Raw genomic sequence first — 17,460 nt, 5'->3', positions numbered from 1 at the left:
TAATCATCAAATTGGTCAAACACATCAATCAATGCTCTTGCCATTCTACTTGGTTTAAATCAATGCCTTCTTGGTACATGTCCCAAAGTGGCGACAGCTGACGCAATTTGTCCACCGCTTCGTGAATTTGTGTGATTACCAGTTCAATATCAGCTTCGGTGGTGTAACGACCCAAGCTAAAACGAATGGAGCTATGTGCCAACTCATCAGGTCTTCCAATGGCTCTTAACACATAAGACGGCTCAAGGGTTGCTGATGTGCAAGCTGACCCTGATGATACCGCCAGATTTTTTAGCGACATCATCAATGACTCTCCTTCCACAAAGTTAAAGCTGATGTTGACAATGTGTGGCACAGAATGCTCAAAATCACCGTTAAGATAAATCTCTTCAATGTCTTGCAGTCCTTGCCAAAGCTGTTGGCGTAGTTTTGTAACATGCTCAAAATCTTGCTCAAACCGCTTGGCAACCAAATCAAACGCCTCTCCCATGCCAACAATCTGATGCGTGGGCAGAGTGCCTGAACGCATGCCTCGTTCATGTCCACCGCCATGCTGTTCAGCTTTAATGCGTGCTCTTGGTTTGCGACGCACAAACAACGCCCCAATGCCTTTAGGTCCATAGGCCTTATGTCCAGAAAAGCTCATCAAATCTACTTTTAGCTCAGATAAGTCAATGCGTGTTTTGCCAATCGCTTGAGCCGCATCAACATGGAACAGCACACCTGCTTGACGAGTGATGTCGCCAATACTTGCCACATCAGTGAGTGTGCCAAGCTCATTATTGACCATCATCAAACTGACCAAAATGGTGTCTTCTCTTAACGCTTCTTTCACTTGCTGGGGCAAAATCATGCCAGTGCCTTGTTGTGGCTCAAGATAGGTAATTTCAAAACCCTCTTGCTCAAGCTGTCTGCAAGTATCTAACACCGCTTTATGCTCAATCTGACTGGTGATGATGTGTTTGCCACGACTTTGATAAAAATGTGCCGCCCCTTTAATCGCCAAGTTATCAGACTCGGTTGCTCCAGACGTAAAAACAATCTCACGAGAGTCAGCATTGATAAGCTCAGCAATCTGCTCACGTGCGGTCTCCACCGCTTCTTCTGCTTGCCAACCATAACCGTGTGAGCGAGAAGCAGGATTGCCAAACACCCCATCAAAAGTCAGGTACTGTGCCATCTTTTTGGCAACCTCTTCGGCAACAGGTGTGGTGGCGGCATAGTCAAGATAAATCAGTTTGGATTGGCTCATGATGCAGAGACCTCTTTATGGTGATTACGAATATTAATGGTATGAATGGTGTGATGACCATCGACTTTGTTGTCGTGTCTTGTGGTTAGAAATCTTTGTCGTTCTGCTGTGCTATGCACATGTTCCATATCAAGAAGTTGTAGCAGTGTGATGTTTTTTAGGTATTGTTCAATGTGCTTAGACAACGCATACCATAAGTCATGTGTTAAGCACATTGCCCCACCTTGGCAGTCGCCTTGACCTTCACACAGCATGGCATTAACCGACTCGTCAACAGCGGTAATGACGCTCATGACATCGATTTCATTTAAAGGCTTGGCAAGATGATAACCTCCTGCTGCCCCACGAGTGCTGACGACAAATCCTTGCTTACGCAATTTGGAGAATAATTGTTCTAAATAAGAAATGGATATGGACTGACGCTTGGCAATGTCAGATAATGACACGGCAGTGTCTTGCTGGGCTTCTTGCAATGCCAAATCCAGTAGGGCAGTAACCGCATATCTGCCACGAGTTGTCAGACGCATGGGAAATCCTCATATGTATAATCGGTATGTATGTTGGTGCATATGTTGGCATCATTATTGGCACAATGGCTTTTATTGACTTTTTTTGTTTGCTGATGTTTGTTCGATGTCGATGACATTGATGATGAATAAAAGCCATGCTCATTAAGACCTAAGACCGCTTAGGTGAACACACGCCATTATATTAATCTTGACTAATTTAGTCAAGATTAAAAATGACCGTGAGATGTCCATAAAAAAATAGATTTGTTAATAAAGGTAACCGTAACCACATGTCCATAAAGGGGCAGTTAACAAAAGTGGTTGTCAGGGGTGGTTATTAGGGCTTTGAACTGTTTCTTGAAATCTAACTAAATCTATCTTATAATATCCAAATGAATAGATTAATCAGTATCAACGAAGCTTCCAAACAACTTGGCGTGTCCATCTCAACCTTACGCAAATGGGAACAAATAGGTGTGCTTGTCAAGGCAGTACTACAATGACCACCATTCGTGGACACATCATAGAGCTAACCCCCAACAACACCCAAGCCACCCATCTCAAAAAAGCGTGTGGCGTTGCCAGATTTGCCTATAATTGGGCGTTGGCAGAATGGAAAAAGCAATATGAACAAGACAAAAACTACCGTGATGAATGTCAAGCAAAAGGCATAACCATTGACGAAACCAAACTTCACAAACCATCACAAGGTAAACTAAGAAAACAACTTAATTCTATCAAGCGTGAACAATTCCCCTTTATGCTTGAAGTTACCAAATGCTCCCCACAACTTACTATTATGCAACTAGGCGATGCCTTTAAACGCTTTTTTAAAGGCGAAAGCAAATATCCCCAATTTCGCAAAAAAGGCGTCAATGACCGTTTTAGCCTATCCAACGACCAATTTAAACTTAAAAGTAAAAATAACAAACCACACATTCAAATCCCCAATCTGGGGTTGGTTAGAATGACCGAACATCTAAGATACAATGGCAAAATCCTATCCGCCAAAGTTTTTACCAAGGGCAGTAAATGGTTTGTGAGTATTGCTGTTGAATTAGATGACACTCAAAAACCTTTACCCAAAACAGGTAAATCAGTCGGTTTAGACTTAGGCATTACCGATTTAGCCACGCTTTCAGATAGTACAAAAATCAAAGCCCCAAAACCACTTAAAAACAAACTTAAAAAACTGCAAAGATTGTCAAAATCTTTATCAAGAAAACAAAAAGGCAGTAATAACCGTGAAAAGGCGAAAACCAAGCTCTCACGGCTGCATGACAAAATCAGTTGTATCAGAAAAGACTTTACTCATAAGCTCACAACACAACTTGTCAAAAGTTATGACGTGATTTGCCTTGAAAACCTTAACGTTAAAGGCATGGTTAAAAATCGCAAGCTTGCAAGGTCTATCCATGATTTGGGATTTTATGAATTTAAACGGCAACTTATTTATAAAGCAAATCAATGGGGCAAGAGCATCAAAGAATTGGACAGGTTTTACCCAAGCTCTAAAACTTGTTCAAATTGCGGTTTTATTATGGCAAAAGAAAACTTGACACTTGCGGTTAGACATTGGATTTGTCCTAGTTGCCATGCCAATCATGACCGTGATATTAATGCAAGTATCAATATTTTAAATCAGGAAGATAAGGTTTTAACTTTATCTTAATATTAATCGTTGGTGGGTAAGTTCTATCCCCAATTAAAAACGCCTATGGAGTTGATGTAAGTCCAAGTTCAAACGAATAAGGCAAACAACGTTGAAGTAGGAATTAAACGCTAAATTTGCCTTTGGGTAGATTTGGGTGGGTTTTAAGGAACGGCAGTGGTGAGTTGCAAAGGTAATTGTTAAGGTGGTTAAGACAAGCTGTTAATTCATCATCAGCATCACCACCGCCACCAAACAAATGACAGCAAGGGCAATTGATAGGTAGGTATAAACATTTTGCCGACTTTTTAATTCTGCCAGTTGTGTGGTCAAGCGAGCGTTATCAGTCATCAGTTGGTCATTACTTTGCTCAAGCTTGGCAATTTTTTCTTGATAATCCGTTATCTTCTGTTGTTTGTTGGCTTCTTGCTCTTCTTGGCTGGGCGTTTCTTTTTTATTTTTGTCAAATAATGCGAACAGTTGAGCCAACAAATGACTGACGCTTAAAGTTTGTAAAAAGTGCTTAAGCCATTGTACTTTTTGTTCATCACCCAAGTATTGTAGTGCATCAATCTTTGCTTCTTTATCAGATAATATTGCCAAAATGACCTGAAAGCTATAAGCATTCACCATGATGTCTGCTTGGTCTTTTTGTATGGGCAAGTCAGCATCTAGCAAAATGCCTTTGGTGCTAAAGGACAGATAAATCCGCTCATTAGGCAAATAGGTGTTTATCTCAACCACCACTTGAGCTTGTGCCAATGGATATGCTGCCTGACGCAGTTGGGCATCAAAGCGTAAAATTAGGGTGAGCATGGATTCGGCGACCACCAAAAAGAAATCCAGCACACGCTGGGACCAATAACGAGACTCAGACCACGATTGAGAAGACGATGATTGCTTAGAGTCTGTGTGGAATTGTTGCGTCATGTCGTTACCTTATGGTTGGTAATAAATGGTTGGTAATAACGGCTAGCAATGCTGGGTAACATGCTCAGATTATTGTGATTGCTCGCTGAATGATAAATGCTTAATATTCAATACTCAAGGGTGAAATGGTTGATGGTAGATGATAGCATCTTTGACAGTGTGTTTCATCATTCATTTGTTGTGCAACATTGATTTGAATTTTAATCGCATTCTTGACATGCTGCTAAGCATTGCTGTCATTCATCAGTAAAATTCCTTTTTAACTTGACCTATCTGATAAATTTGATTATTGTCTGTTCATCGGCGTGTGTTTATGGTTTTTTTTATGGTTTGTGTTGATGGTGTGTGGTCATTTGGCTGTTACACTGAAATTCACTCAAGCCTACTTAAATCTGCTTAAGCCCACTTAAGGCATCAGATATGGACACACCTTAATGTAGCAAAAGCTAATGTAGCAAAAGCATTGCTTTCTTACCCCTGTGGCGGTACAATGTTTCACCCCATGATTTTAAAGACCATCATTTTTAAGGAACTGTTATGAATAAATCTGAATTAATCGACAGCATCGCAAAAAAAGCTGACATCAGCAAAGCTGACGCAACCAAAGCGTTGAACGCTTTTATTGACACCGTTGGTCAAGCACTAGAAGAAGGCGACAGTGTGTCATTGGTTGGTTTTGGCACGTTTAGTGTGAAAGAAAGAAAAGCCCGCACAGGTCGTAACCCAAAAACTGGCGAAGAAATTCCCATACCAGCCAGCAAGATACCGAGCTTTAAAGCAGGTAAAACGCTAAAAGAGAGTACCAATAAATAGTTACCAATAAACAATGACCAATCAATAATTAAGTGGCAATAAATCATGTCATTTGCTTATTTTGCTTAAAGTTTTAGTCAGTCAAATAAAGATAAAGACGCACCCCAAGTCGGTGCGTTTTTGTTATGTTGGCATTGGCTTAAGGTGATAAGGTTAACCATGAGTTAACGTTAAAACAATGGGTTAAATGCAGGCTAAATGCAGGTTAAATGCAGGTTAAACGTGGGTTAAACGTAGGTTAAATGATGATGTCCAAATGAGCAGACTTGATGACATTGCTTGTTTATGACATGAAAGATGATATTAAAGGCATTTCTTGCTTAGTCATTTCAAGGTATAATGTGATGTTATTGTCTGTTTGATGTTGTTTTAAATTAAAAAACCAAGTAAAAAACCAAGTAAGAGAGCTAAGCAGTTAGGCATATGGATAAATTAAGAGATTTTTTAAAAAGCTGGCCGGGTCGTATCATATTGATATTGGTGCTATCACCCATGGCATTGTTGGGCATTGAGTCTTATATTCATGGCTCAGTTGACCCCAATGAAGTTGTCAGAGTCGGTGATAAAAGCATTACCAGCTCTGAATTGCAGGCAATGATGACAAGACAGCGACAAACCATCTTAGACAGCGGTGTGGATTCTGGTCTTATCCATGAAGATGTGCTACAAAGTCAAGTGCTTAAAAGCTTAGTGGACAGAGCCATGCTAGAGCAACAAGTGAACAAATTGGGCTTGGGCGTGTCTGATGCCACCATCACTCGATTGCTACAACAAAACCCCAACTTTTTAGATGCAGATGGCAATTTTTCTAACCAATTATTTGAACATTTTTTACGTTCGCAACACATGAATAAAAATCAGCTGTTTGCTCAATATCGCCAACAAATCGTATTGGATCAGCTAAATAGAGGCATTGTCAATACTGCCATTTATCCCATCAGTGCGGTACAGCGTCTGATTGGCTTACAGATGGAGAGTCGTGAAGTTTGGTTAAAACGCTTTGCTTGGCAGGATTATCAAGACAAGGTGCGTGTTTTAGATTCACACATTCAAGATTATTATCAGCAACATCATAATGACATCAATAGCGTGGAGACCGTAGATTTAAGCTATATTAAAATCACCCCACAAGATTATGCCAATGTGCAGGTTACCAAGGCAGACATTGAGCAACAATATGAGCAGTATCAACAAGAATATGATGCCAATAGACAGCGTCATTTAAGCCAAATCCTACTGACTGGTAAAGATGCACAAGCACGAGCCAATCAGCTGAAACAACGAATCGATGCAGGAGAAGACTTTGCTAAATTGGCAAAAACCTCATCAGATGACCCATCAGGAGCAGATGGCGGTGCGATTGGGAATTTCAGCCGTGCGTTGTTTGCTGATGACGGTGATAAAGTGGCTAAAGTCCTTGATGGGCTGGCAGTGGGCGAGGTCAGTGAGCCAGTACAGACTCAATTTGGCTATCATTTGTTTGTCATTACCTCAGACAATCAACCAAATATGCCAAGTTTTCAGGAACTTCATCCCAAACTTGAACAACAAGCCAAAACTTATAAAGCCAGAATGGCTTATGATGATGCGTTAATCCAAATCAATCAGCTGGCTGCCGATGGCTATGGCATCAATGACATTGGCAAACAGCTGAATATCAAGGTCAATCACATCAAAAACTATCCCAAAGAAGATAACCAAACAGCATTGGCACAACCTGTGGTGATAAAGACGGCCTTTGATGAATTTGCCCTACAAGACCAGTCGGTATCGACCAGCATTGAGCTTTCTGATGGCGTGGTGTGGGTACAATCAAGCAATCATCAACCTGTCAAGCCATTAACCTTAGCACAGGCAACCCCGCTTATCAGACAAACATTGACGCAACAAAAAGCCAGTGAGCTGGCATTGGCAGATGCCAAACAACTTGCTGCCCGCATCAATCAATCTTCAACAGATTTGGCAAATATGGGGTTAATGGCATTGGGTGATGTTACCAGACAAACCCCATTGTTAAACGTTCATGAAAAGCAGTTGGCATTTTCTCAAGGTAAATCAAACATTGGGCAAGCACAAGGGCAGGCAAATCAAGAACAGACAAACGATGTCATGGGCGTGGCAACCATGACGGACACAGGAGCCAGTGTGATGGCATTAGCTCCCATGCAACAAACCAATGTCAGTCAACTGGGTGAAGAGGAAACGCAAGCTGTGGCGATGAATGTCCGTGATAACGTTGGGCAAGACCAAATGCAGGATTATTTGGAATATCTGCGTTTAAACCACAAGATTACCTATCACGATAATGCGTTGCAGCAACTGGTGCATTAACCGTTTAATAAGCCGTCTAATGAACAGTTTAATGAACAATCTGATGTGGACATCGCTAAAAAATGGTTAAAAAAAGGACAGCAATTTGCTGTCCTTTGACTTTTTAAGATGGATTAATGGGTTAAGATGGGTGATGGTATTAGTGGCGAAAATGACGCACCCCTGTAAACACCATTGCCATGCCATGTTCATCAGCCGCTGCAATCACATCATCATCACGTATTGAACCACCTGGTTGAATGACTGCTGTGATGCCCACTGCTGCCGCATTGTCAATGCCATCTCTGAACGGGAAAAACGCATCTGATGCCATGACTGCTTGCTTGGTGGTTAGATTGGCGTGTTCTGCCTTGATGCTGGCAATGCGGGCGGCATTTACTCGACTCATTTGTCCTGCCCCAATGCCAATGGTGCGTAAGTCTTTGGCATAGATGATGGCATTGGATTTGACATATTGACAGACTTTCCAGCCAAACAGCAAATCTTGTAATTGAGCGTCAGTTGGCTTGACTTTGCTCACCACTTGTAACTCATCGATGCTGATGTTATCAAGGTCTTGCTCTTGTACCAAAAGCCCCCCTGTTACCCGTTTATAATCCAGTAAAGCCAAGCGTTCGTGTGGAATGGGTAAAGCACCACAGGTGAGAATCCGCACGTTTTTTTTGCTGGCGGTGATGTCTAACACACCGTCTTCTAAACTTGGGGCGATGATGACTTCCACAAACTGATTGTCAATGATGGCTTGGGCGGTTACTTTGGTCAGTGGGCGATTAAAAGCGATGATGCCACCAAAACTTGACTCTGGGTCAGTGGCAAAAGCCGTTTGATACGCACGAAGTTGGTCAACATTGACCGCAACGCCACAAGGATTGGCGTGTTTGACAATCACGCAAGCAGATTGTGAGAATGACTTGACACATTCTAAAGCGGCATCGGTATCGGCGATGTTGTTATAAGACAACTCTTTACCTTGCCATTGCTTGGCGGTGGCGATACAAGCTTCATTGGCTTCATGTTCAACATAAAAGGTGGCTTGTTGGTGGGGATTTTCGCCATAGCGTAGGTCTTGCGCCTTGAGAAATTGCAGGTTTAACGTGTTGGCAAAGGGTTTTTTATCATGGCCATCGTGTGAGCGACTGCCCAAAAAGCTGGCAATCATGCCATCATAATGGGCGGTGTGTTCAAAAGCTTTAACCGCTAATTGATAACGAAAGGCTTCATCTAAACCCTTGTTTTTGAGCTGATTGATGACGTTGTCATAATCGTTGGGGTTGGTGATGATGGCGACTGACTGATGATTTTTAGCGGCCGCTCTGACCATGGTAGGGCCACCAATGTCGATGTTTTCGATGGCATCGCTCATGCTCACATTGGGATTGGCAATGGTTTGGGCAAAGGGATATAAATTCACCACCACCAAATCAATGGCATCAATGCCATGCTGAGACATCACCGCATCATCAATGCCACGCCTGCCTAAGATGCCACCGTGAATGATGGGGTGTAAGGTTTTTAACCGTCCGTCCATCATTTCAGCAAAACCTGTGTGTTCAGAGACTTCGGTAACCTTGATGTCGTTTTGTGTTAACAGCTTTTGTGTGCCACCAGTGGATAAAATGCGAAAGCCAAGTTGTTGCAACTGCTTGGCAAATTCAACAATGCCTGTTTTGTCAGACACGGATAACAATGCGATGGGTTGGGTCATACCGTTAATTGCCCTTTATTGGAGTGAATAAAATAACCGCCAAGTGGCGGTAAAATAAAAAAACCGAGATAAAAAAATTAAAGTTAAAATGAAAACTAAAGTTAAAACCAAGCCCCATGGTATCATGTTCATAACATGCCAAACAACGCCATTTTTTTTCTTAATGTGCCACGACTGATGCCAAGAATTTTAGCAGCTTCGCTTTGGTTATTGTGAGTTTGTTGTAACACCACTTTGATGAGTGGTTGCTCAACTTGTTGAATGACCATCTCATAAAGTTGGCTGGGCTTGTTGCCATCAAGTTGTAAAAAATAATCCTGTAACCGCTGTTCGGTAAAGCTTGCCAGTGTGGTGGCCTGAACAATGGGCGGTGTGCTGGTGGTGTGTTGGTTAAATAAGGCAGTGCTGATAGAGTCTGACATGTCCATAACTACTTTAAATATGATTGTTTTGAATACAACTGCTTTAAATACAACTGCTTTACATACAACTTTAAATGTGCCAATAAGCGTGTGTTAACAAAAAATAGTGTGTTAATAAAATGGCTCAACTTGCACCTCGCCGACACCACTTGCAGGGATAGGTACGGTAAACATGATGACTTTACTCTGCTTAGCACCCATGCGTTTTTGTGCGATGGTGAGATAATCTTGCGGTGTGGCAATAAACTGTCCAAGCAGTTGCTCACCGTTTGACAAGGACACTTTCACATTGGGATAAATCAACTCGTTATTGGCTTGGTTTTCTAGACCAATTAACACATCGCTGTGTTGAGCGGTGGTGTTGACGCTACTGGGTCGAAACCCACTTTGAATATTGAGCTGGCTTAAATCTGTGCTGGGTAAACTGCATGATAACGCTGAGCATAGCCCTTGAATTTTATTGGCATAATCTGGATTGGTCATTAGCCTATCGACATTGAATATCAGATATTGTACCCACATAAGGGCAATTAACAACAGACAACCAACCCCCCATATCAACTGCGTTAGCAGAGGTTTGCCCATGGTGGGTTGAGCTTTTGGGTTAGAAGCAAGGCGTTCGTTGATTTTATCAAGCACATCATCATTATTCAGGGCTTGTTCGTATTCGGTATCTACGCCGTATTCTGCCATCAGGTTGGATAAGTCGTCGGCATCTGGTGCAATGTGTGGGTGTTTTTGTTGGTGGTTGTCATCAGATAACAAGGCCTGTAGCCAATCATCAGTGCCATCAGAGTTTGTACCATTGCCATGGTTAAATAAATCATTGGGTTTGTCTTCACTGGCAAAGCGGACAACTTTTTGTTTTTTTTCTGTTTGTGTGTTGATGTTGGGAGTATCTTCTTTGGGTTCTTTGGGCTGTAGCTGTCGTTTTTGTTGTTCAAGCCATGCGTCCATGTCTTCTAAATCACCAAAGCTGTCTTCTTCGCTGTCGTATGGCATTTCCATGTCATCGGATATCATGTCATCAGATATCATCATGTCATGGTTGTTGCCAGAAGATGATGACGCTGATTTTGTCGTCTTTGTCGTGGCGGCAATGTCAGCATTGGTAATGTCAGTATTAATGGGGCTGTGTTTTTGTGCGTCTTGAGTCATATGAATACAGTTTCCCAATAAATGCCTATTAAGAAAATGACCATTCGCCATAAAATATCAAGCGAATATAGCAAATATCCTAACAGATGTTAAGCAATGTTTCTAGTATGTTAAACAATTATCTGGTTAAACAATTATCTGACCAGACACCCTTGCCCAATGTTTATCTTCCTCATTATCGAAGCGGTAAGCATCATCTAAATAAAAATATGGAGCATAAGCGGTCTGAATTTGCTCAACTTGTTCATATAACAAGCCAGATAAGACCACCTGTCCTTTGTCGCTGAGCAGGTTGGCAAAATAACCACTTAATTCGATTAATGGTTTGGCAAGGATATTGGCGGTTATCAAATCACCCTTAAAGTCAGTGTTATTTTCACAAAATGTAACAAATTGTTGTGGTAAAAAGGCACTGATACGCCCATCAACATGATTACGCTTGGCGTTTTGTTGGGTTGCCAGTACTGCTTGTGGGTCAATATCCACCGCATAAACATGTTTTGCCCCCATCATCAAAGCGGTGATGCCTAAGATGCCAGAGCCACAACCATAGTCAATCACCACTTTGTTATGTAGCGGTTGTTGGTTGAGCCAATCAAGACAAAGTCGGGTGGTGGCATGATAGCCTGTGCCAAATGCCAAACCAGGGTCCATCATGATGTTGATGGCGGTAGGGTCTGGGGGGGTAAGCCATTCAGGGACTATCCATAGCCCTTCACAGCAATGAATGGGCTCAAACTGGCTCATCCATTCACGCTCCCAGTCTTTATCTGCCAGTAAGTCCACCCAAACTCTGCTGGTAGTCAAATGACTGGCGATTTTTTGGGCCAAATCTTCAAAATCAGAAGGATTGGTTAAATCATCGGTGGGAATGGCAAAAATACCTGAAATGATGACGTTGTCCCACAAGGGGGAGTCACCTGGTAATGGCTCAAACAAAGGCTGATCGCCTGCATCATTGAGTAAAATAGACAATGCTCCTGCTTGCATGAGCAGTGCTTCGGCAATGTCGGTGTCAGATTTTGGGCATTGAAAGTTGAGTTGTTGCCAAGGCATTGAGATGTCCTTATATGAAAAAGAAATATGAAAAAATATATAAAAAAGCTTAAAAAATGGGCATGGTTGGGCTGATGCTCTGTTTTTATTTTGACAACTTTTGATAAGGTTGGACTAAAACCATTCTAACGCCTTGTCGTACCAAGTATCCGTCGCTGATGAGGTATTGGTCTTTGGGTCATCGTTGATTGGTGCGTTTTCATTATCAATGACATCATTGTTTTCATCATCACCTGCTTGCTGGTCTTGCCTTGCTTCATCTTGCTCTTCTTGCAACCATTGCTGTTGCAGTTGTTCTTCTTGGTATAGATTGATGGCACATTCGCTGGCGGTTGTGGGAATGTATTTGCTTAAAGCGGGCAAGTAGCGAGCGTTGGCACATTTTTCGTTAGATAAAGAGCCGTCGTTATTTTCTAGCCAAACCCATTCGATGTTGTCAGGTTGTGGCAAGTTGACAGGGGTTAGTTTGAGTCTGCCCATGTAATCTGTCCATAATGGCAATGCGCCAGAACTGCCACTTAACCCAATGGGTTGGTTATCGTCCCGTCCAACCCACACCACAGTCACATAGTTGCCACTATATCCTGCAAACCACGCATCACGATGGTCGTTGGTTGTGCCTGTTTTGCCTGCTAAATTTAGGTTTTTGCCAAGCTTATTGACCGCTTTGGCTGTGCCATCTTTGACCACTTGCTGTAAGGCATAATTGGTTAAAAAGCTGACATCTTGAGGAACGCTTGGTCTGGTTTTTAGGGTGTTGCGTTGTAGAATGCGCCCTTGTGAATCGGTTACTGAGAGAATGCTGTGTAGCGGTGTTTGAAAACCACCAGAGGCAAACACTTGATACACGCCAAGCATGTCCATGGGGCTTAAGGTTGCTGACCCCAATAGCGTAGATGGGTAGGCAGGCATCTGTTTTTTAATGCCTAAGCGTTGCAGCTGTTTAAGATAAGTATCGATACCAAATTCCATGCCCAATCGCACGGCAGCTTGATTGTATGAATTTGCCAAAGCACTGGTAAAAGCCACATGTCCGTGGCTTGCACCGCCATGGTTTTTTGGTGTCCAAGTATCGCCATTGCCAAGTTTGATGGAGATGGGTGAGTCGTCTACTGAACTTGCCAGATTGTATTTGCCACTTTGTAGAGCGGTCATATAGATGACAGGTTTTAGCAATGAGCCAACTTGACGATTGGCATCAACCGCACGGTTAAAGCCTGTAAATTCACTGCCACTGCCCACAACAGCAACCACTTCACCTGTTTGTGGGTTGGCACTGACCAATGCCCCTTGTAATTCTTTGGTTTTTTTTGAAGATTTTCTTAAGGTTTTTAGCTGTTTGCTGACCGCTGTGTCTGCTGCCGTTTGGGCAATGGGGTCTAAGGTTGAGATGATGCGTAAACCTTCGTTCTTTAAATCTTTGGCATGATAGACGCTGTTTAACTCACGTTTAACAATATCTAAAAAATCAGGAAACTGACTTTTGCCCACACTTGGCTTATCGACCACATCGAGTGGTTGGTTAATTGCTTTTTCATAATCAACTTGTGACAGTTTGCCTGTGATTAGCATGTTATTTAGCACCACGTTGCGACGCTTTAAGGCAATCTCTGGGTTGCGTCTTGGGTTGTAGTGGCTCGGTCCTTTTGCCAAACCAACCAGTAGGGCGTACTGGTCAACTCGGATTTCATTTAACGGTTGATTAAAATAAAACTGCGATGCCAAGCCAAAGCCATTGATTGAGCGGTTACCATTTTGCCCTAAATTAATTTCATTGAGATAGGTTTGTAGAATCTCATTTTTGTCATAATGAACTTCTAACAACACCGCCATTAACGCCTCGGTGGCTTTACGGCTTAAGGTGCGTTCTGAATTGAGATAGAAATTTTTTATCAACTGTTGGGTGATGGTTGAGCCACCTTGCATCGACTGTCCAGAAAAGTTATTGACCACGGCTCGGGCAATGCCACGCAAAGACACACCCTTATGCTGATAAAAACTGCGGTCTTCGGTGCTGATAAGTGCATCAATTAAGGGTTGTGGCACGTCTTGTAATTTTATCACCACTCGGTCTTCGTTGTTGTCAGGATAGATGCCACCGATATTGACAGGTTCAAGGCGTATGATGCCTGATTTATTGGGTAGGGTGCTTTGAATGTTGTCAATCTTATTGCCATTGATACGCAATTTGATGATTTGTGGTTGGTCTTGGTCACTGCCACTGTAGCTAAATCCACGAGTGTGAATGACATAGGTATTTTTATCTTTATGATAGGTACCTGTGCGTTGATGGTTGGTGTTGCTTTGATAATTCAGCAACTCAAGCCATTGGTCAATCACGTCATCAGCAACCGTTGCCCCTTGATATAATTCTAAGGGCTTAGAATACACTTTAGCTGGAATATTCCAACGTTTGCCTTCAAATTTAGCAGTGATGGTACGGTCAAGGGTAATCATGTAAAATACAAACAACACCATCAACACAATCATGCCAATCAACAGCAAAAATCCAATGACCATGCCCTGCTGTTGTTGTGGCAAGTGGGGGTATGGGCGTTTTGGGTATGAAGAGTGTATGAGCGGTTTTGATTTGAATTTTGGTGGTTTTAATGTCATGGTTTTAATGTCATGGTTTTGGGCTGTGGGTTTTTCGGTGTTATGATGACGCAATTTGGCTTTTATTTCAATGTGGTTTGTTGTGGTTTGTATTACTCTATTGATTTTATTGACAAATTTAATCATCAGTTGCTCAATAATCGTTTTTATCACCCCCGTTTTTATTGATTTGATGTGTCCATTATGTTTGAGTTTTTTTAAGCCCAGTCTTTTAATGTTAATTCTAAGAATTTTAACCCCAATTTTAACCCCAATCATCATGTCATTGTGAATTGCACCGTGAATCGCACCATAAATAGCACCGTCCAAACCAGCCAAACGGCCTTAAGTCAACATGACCCAGTGAAATTGCAAGGCTTGATATTGCCTGATGATGGGCATTGCTTTCACTGTGGTGAGCCTCTGCCAACACCACCGTTTATCGCCCATGTGTTGGGTGAAAATCGGTTAATGTGTTGTTTGGGGTGTCAGTTAGCCGCTCAAAGTATTGTTGAAGCAGGGCTTGAGCAGTATTATCTTGATCGCAGCGAAATCAGCCGTACCGCCAGTTTGCCCAGTGAGTTGTCTCGCTTGCAAGCTTATGACCATGACGACGTTAAGGCACAGTTTGTTTATCAAGAAGATGGTTTGTCAGTGGCACAGTTGTCGGTTAGTGGGCTTAGGTGTGCAGCCTGTGGCTGGTTGATTGAAAGTCGCTTGGCAGAGTTATCAGCGGTAAAACGCTGTCAGGTAAATTTGACCAATCAACGAATGCAGGTGGTGTGGAATGAAGACGCCATCGCCATCAGTGATATTTTACATCGCATTCATCAAATCGGCTATGATGCCAAACCTTATCGCCAAGATACCCACGAAGCGATGTTGGCTCGGCAAAATAAAGCAATGATGATACGTCTTGGCATTGCTGCCTTGGGGGCAATGCAAGCGATGATGTTTGCAGTGGCGTTGTATTTTGGTGAATATCGTGGCATGCAGTTGTTGCAACGGGATTTTTTGCGGTGGGTGTCGTTATTTGTCAGTGTGCCAGTGTTCTTTTATGCGGGTTTGCCATTTTATCAGTCGGCTTATTCGGCACTTCGGCTAAGGCAAGTGAACATGGATGTGCCTGTCAGTATTGCGTTGGTGGTAACGTTTGTTGCCAGTTTTTATGCAACGGTAACAGGCACAGGGCAGACGTATTATGACTCAGTGAGTATGTTTGTGTTCTTTTTGCTGGCAGGTCGTATGGTTGAGCATAATGCTCGCCTAAAAGCTGTTAACATGAGCAATGATTTGGTGGTGATTGAACCGATTGTGGTCAGAAGGTTGGGGCAGGCAAATGAGCTGACATGTGCTTATTTAGAGCAACTTGCGTTGTCAAATGCTCAGCACAATACTCAACAAAACAATACTCAACAAAATGCTCAAATCAGGGCATTGACAGACCGCTTGGTTAAAAATATTTTGGCAAAACCATCAGCTGGCAACAAAATCACCACTGTCTTTGCTGATGAAGTGATTGAAGTTACAGATAAAAGCTTGCAAATTGGTGATGTGATTGAAATTGATGCTGGCATGCAAATCATCGCAGATGGTCTGTTATTAAGCGATCATGCCAGTGTGTCGCAAAGCTTGCTCACAGGTGAGAGTGATTTAATTCATAAGCATCAAGGTGATGACATCATCGGTGGCTCACAAAATGACAGCCAACCTTTTAAAATGTTGGTAACCGCTTTACCACAAAACAGCCAAATCAGCATCATTGACCGTTTAATGATGCGAGCGATGAGCGAAAAACCCCAAATTGCTCAAAAGGCAGACCAATGGGCAAGGTGGTTTGTGTCTCGGGTGTTGGTGTTGTCGCTGTTGGTGTTTTTTGTGTGGTATTGGATAGACCCTGCTCAAGCAATATGGGCAACGGTGGCGGTGCTGGTGGCAACGTGTCCCTGTGCTTTATCATTGGCTACCCCCATCGCTTTGACTGTGGCAACCAATCGTTTGGCACAACTGGGTTTTGTGAATTCACGAGGGCATACGCTTGAGACTTTAGCAAATGTAACCCATGTGGCCTTTGATAAAACTGGCACACTCACCATGGGTAAGCCCAATCTGATTAACGTCATCTTAACCGATATTGCCCATCGTCAAGGCTTGGATAAAATGGCTTTGGTGAGCATGGCGGCGGCATTGGAAGTGGGCAGCCGCCACCCCATTGCTCATGCTTTATTGACCGCCGCCCATCAACAACATTTGCCTAAGACAGACAACCTGCAACACCATGCTGGTGGTGGGGTTGAAGCGATGATTGAGGGTGGTTTGTATCGCATTGGTCATGTTACTTTTGTGCTGGATAAACATGATGCAGATGACCATCATTTTGCTCAAGCCATCAAATTGGCTAATCCCAATGATTTGATGGGCAATCATCAAGTCATGTTATCACAAAAAATAGACAATCAGTGGCAGTTACTTGCTTGGTTTGATTTTAATGACACCTTGCGACCACAGGCAAAAGACAGCATACAAAAGCTACAACGTTTAGGATTACAGGTGCTGATGTTGACTGGAGACCCCAATGATAAAGCATTGGGCATTGCTCAAGAGCTTGGTATGGATAAGGTTGCTCATGGCTTAAGCCCAACCGATAAAGTCAGTCATCTACAAGCCATTCAAAAGCAAGGTGGTAAGGTGTGGATGATAGGCGATGGCATCAATGATGCTCCTGTGTTGGCAGCGGCTGACGTTTCTACCGCCATGGTGGGGGCAGCAGATTTGGCTCAAGTGTCTAGCGACAGTTTGTTATTGCAAGGGGATTTGGCAGTTTTGGTTGCTGCCAAAATGATGGCGGACAGCACACAACGCAAGATTAAACAAAACCTAACTTGGGCAATTGGCTACAACACGATGGTACTATTGCCTGCAGGATTGGGCTATGTACCACCTTGGTTGGCTGCCATTGGCATGTCAGTCAGCTCATTGGTGGTGGTGGTCAATGCATTAAGAAGATAAATAAACACCTATCTAAAGATGTTTTAATC

The 17,460-nt window shown here is 42.7% G+C and carries 13 protein-coding genes; 5 read left to right on the top strand and 8 right to left on the bottom strand.

Annotated features, from left to right (window positions below; genetic code table 11):
• Positions 1 to 28 precede the first annotated feature (28 nt).
• Together WDM69_RS04760 and WDM69_RS04755 are read right to left on the bottom strand one after the other, a co-directional pair.
• Complete coding sequence (locus WDM69_RS04760; RefSeq protein ID WP_078306605.1) at positions 29 to 1,252, bottom strand: IscS subfamily cysteine desulfurase; 1,224 nt, start codon at positions 1,250 to 1,252, stop codon at positions 29 to 31.
• The gene (locus WDM69_RS04755; RefSeq protein ID WP_078306604.1) at positions 1,249 to 1,779 is read right to left on the bottom strand and encodes an Rrf2 family transcriptional regulator; all 531 of its coding nucleotides are present in this window, start codon (positions 1,777 to 1,779) and stop codon (positions 1,249 to 1,251) included. Before WDM69_RS04755 ends, WDM69_RS04760 begins: the two co-directional genes overlap by 4 nt.
• A gap of 374 nt (positions 1,780 to 2,153) precedes the next feature.
• On the opposite strand from WDM69_RS04755, the gene WDM69_RS04750 reads away from it, so the two are divergent.
• Both WDM69_RS04750 and WDM69_RS04745 read left to right on the top strand, forming a co-directional pair.
• On the top strand, positions 2,154 to 2,264 hold the full coding sequence (locus WDM69_RS04750) for a MerR family transcriptional regulator (protein WP_078306603.1): 111 nt from the start codon (positions 2,154 to 2,156) through the stop codon (positions 2,262 to 2,264).
• Positions 2,261 to 3,433, top strand: coding sequence for an RNA-guided endonuclease InsQ/TnpB family protein (locus tag WDM69_RS04745; protein ID WP_338755825.1), 1,173 nt, complete (start codon positions 2,261 to 2,263; stop codon positions 3,431 to 3,433). The genes WDM69_RS04750 and WDM69_RS04745 overlap by 4 nt, the downstream gene beginning before the upstream one ends.
• Positions 3,434 to 3,634: 201 nt before the next feature.
• On the opposite strand, the gene WDM69_RS04740 is transcribed toward WDM69_RS04745, so the two are convergent.
• Positions 3,635 to 4,342: a hypothetical protein gene (locus WDM69_RS04740; protein ID WP_338755824.1), complete on the bottom strand. Its 708-nt coding sequence runs from the start codon at positions 4,340 to 4,342 to the stop codon at positions 3,635 to 3,637.
• A gap of 537 nt (positions 4,343 to 4,879) precedes the next feature.
• Between WDM69_RS04740 and WDM69_RS04735 the strand changes: the two genes are divergently transcribed.
• Complete coding sequence (locus WDM69_RS04735; protein WP_338755823.1) at positions 4,880 to 5,155, top strand: HU family DNA-binding protein; 276 nt, start codon at positions 4,880 to 4,882, stop codon at positions 5,153 to 5,155.
• 423 nt (positions 5,156 to 5,578) lie between these two features.
• Positions 5,579 to 7,486: a peptidylprolyl isomerase gene (locus tag WDM69_RS04730; RefSeq protein ID WP_338755822.1), complete on the top strand. Its 1,908-nt coding sequence runs from the start codon at positions 5,579 to 5,581 to the stop codon at positions 7,484 to 7,486.
• 139 nt (positions 7,487 to 7,625) lie between these two features.
• Here WDM69_RS04730 and purH read toward each other — a convergent pair whose 3' ends face one another.
• The 5 genes from purH to mrcB form a co-directional block, all read right to left on the bottom strand.
• Positions 7,626 to 9,191: a bifunctional phosphoribosylaminoimidazolecarboxamide formyltransferase/IMP cyclohydrolase gene (gene purH, locus WDM69_RS04725; protein WP_338755821.1), complete on the bottom strand. Its 1,566-nt coding sequence runs from the start codon at positions 9,189 to 9,191 to the stop codon at positions 7,626 to 7,628.
• 128 nt (positions 9,192 to 9,319) lie between these two features.
• On the bottom strand, positions 9,320 to 9,613 hold the full coding sequence (locus WDM69_RS04720) for a helix-turn-helix domain-containing protein (protein WP_078307004.1): 294 nt from the start codon (positions 9,611 to 9,613) through the stop codon (positions 9,320 to 9,322).
• 111 nt (positions 9,614 to 9,724) lie between these two features.
• Positions 9,725 to 10,771: a DUF3426 domain-containing protein gene (locus tag WDM69_RS04715; protein WP_158077847.1), complete on the bottom strand. Its 1,047-nt coding sequence runs from the start codon at positions 10,769 to 10,771 to the stop codon at positions 9,725 to 9,727.
• A 126-nt stretch (positions 10,772 to 10,897) separates the two neighbouring features.
• The gene (gene prmA, locus WDM69_RS04710) at positions 10,898 to 11,827 is read right to left on the bottom strand and encodes a 50S ribosomal protein L11 methyltransferase (protein ID WP_338755820.1); all 930 of its coding nucleotides are present in this window, start codon (positions 11,825 to 11,827) and stop codon (positions 10,898 to 10,900) included.
• Between the two features lie 114 nt (positions 11,828 to 11,941).
• On the bottom strand, positions 11,942 to 14,443 hold the full coding sequence (gene mrcB, locus WDM69_RS04705; protein ID WP_422393272.1) for a penicillin-binding protein 1B: 2,502 nt from the start codon (positions 14,441 to 14,443) through the stop codon (positions 11,942 to 11,944).
• 342 nt (positions 14,444 to 14,785) lie between these two features.
• Between mrcB and WDM69_RS04700 the strand changes: the two genes are divergently transcribed.
• Positions 14,786 to 17,431 carry a heavy metal translocating P-type ATPase gene (locus tag WDM69_RS04700; protein WP_338755876.1) on the top strand — a complete coding sequence of 882 codons (2,646 nt, stop codon included), beginning with the start codon at positions 14,786 to 14,788 and terminating at the stop codon, positions 17,429 to 17,431.
• Positions 17,432 to 17,460 lie beyond the last annotated feature (29 nt).

Source organism: Lwoffella lincolnii, from assembly GCF_037201985.1.
GTDB lineage: Bacteria > Pseudomonadota > Gammaproteobacteria > Pseudomonadales > Moraxellaceae > Psychrobacter > Psychrobacter lincolnii.
Note: the sequence above shows the minus strand (reverse complement) of the source record. Positions and strands in the feature narration are given on the sequence as shown.

Coding starts and splice junctions, on each gene's coding strand:
- WDM69_RS04730 (WP_338755822.1), top strand. CDS start 5,579: ATGGATAAATTAAGAGATTTTTTAAAAAGCTGGCCGGGTCGTATCATA.
- purH (WP_338755821.1), bottom strand. CDS start 9,191: ATGACCCAACCCATCGCATTGTTATCCGTGTCTGACAAAACAGGCATT.
- WDM69_RS04750 (WP_078306603.1), top strand. CDS start 2,154: ATGAATAGATTAATCAGTATCAACGAAGCTTCCAAACAACTTGGCGTG.
- WDM69_RS04740 (WP_338755824.1), bottom strand. CDS start 4,342: ATGACGCAACAATTCCACACAGACTCTAAGCAATCATCGTCTTCTCAA.
- WDM69_RS04760 (WP_078306605.1), bottom strand. CDS start 1,252: ATGAGCCAATCCAAACTGATTTATCTTGACTATGCCGCCACCACACCT.
- WDM69_RS04720 (WP_078307004.1), bottom strand. CDS start 9,613: ATGTCAGACTCTATCAGCACTGCCTTATTTAACCAACACACCACCAGC.
- WDM69_RS04715 (WP_158077847.1), bottom strand. CDS start 10,771: ATGACTCAAGACGCACAAAAACACAGCCCCATTAATACTGACATTACC.
- WDM69_RS04745 (WP_338755825.1), top strand. CDS start 2,261: ATGACCACCATTCGTGGACACATCATAGAGCTAACCCCCAACAACACC.
- WDM69_RS04755 (WP_078306604.1), bottom strand. CDS start 1,779: ATGCGTCTGACAACTCGTGGCAGATATGCGGTTACTGCCCTACTGGAT.
- prmA (WP_338755820.1), bottom strand. CDS start 11,827: ATGCCTTGGCAACAACTCAACTTTCAATGCCCAAAATCTGACACCGAC.
- WDM69_RS04735 (WP_338755823.1), top strand. CDS start 4,880: ATGAATAAATCTGAATTAATCGACAGCATCGCAAAAAAAGCTGACATC.
- mrcB (WP_422393272.1), bottom strand. CDS start 14,443: ATGACATTAAAACCACCAAAATTCAAATCAAAACCGCTCATACACTCT.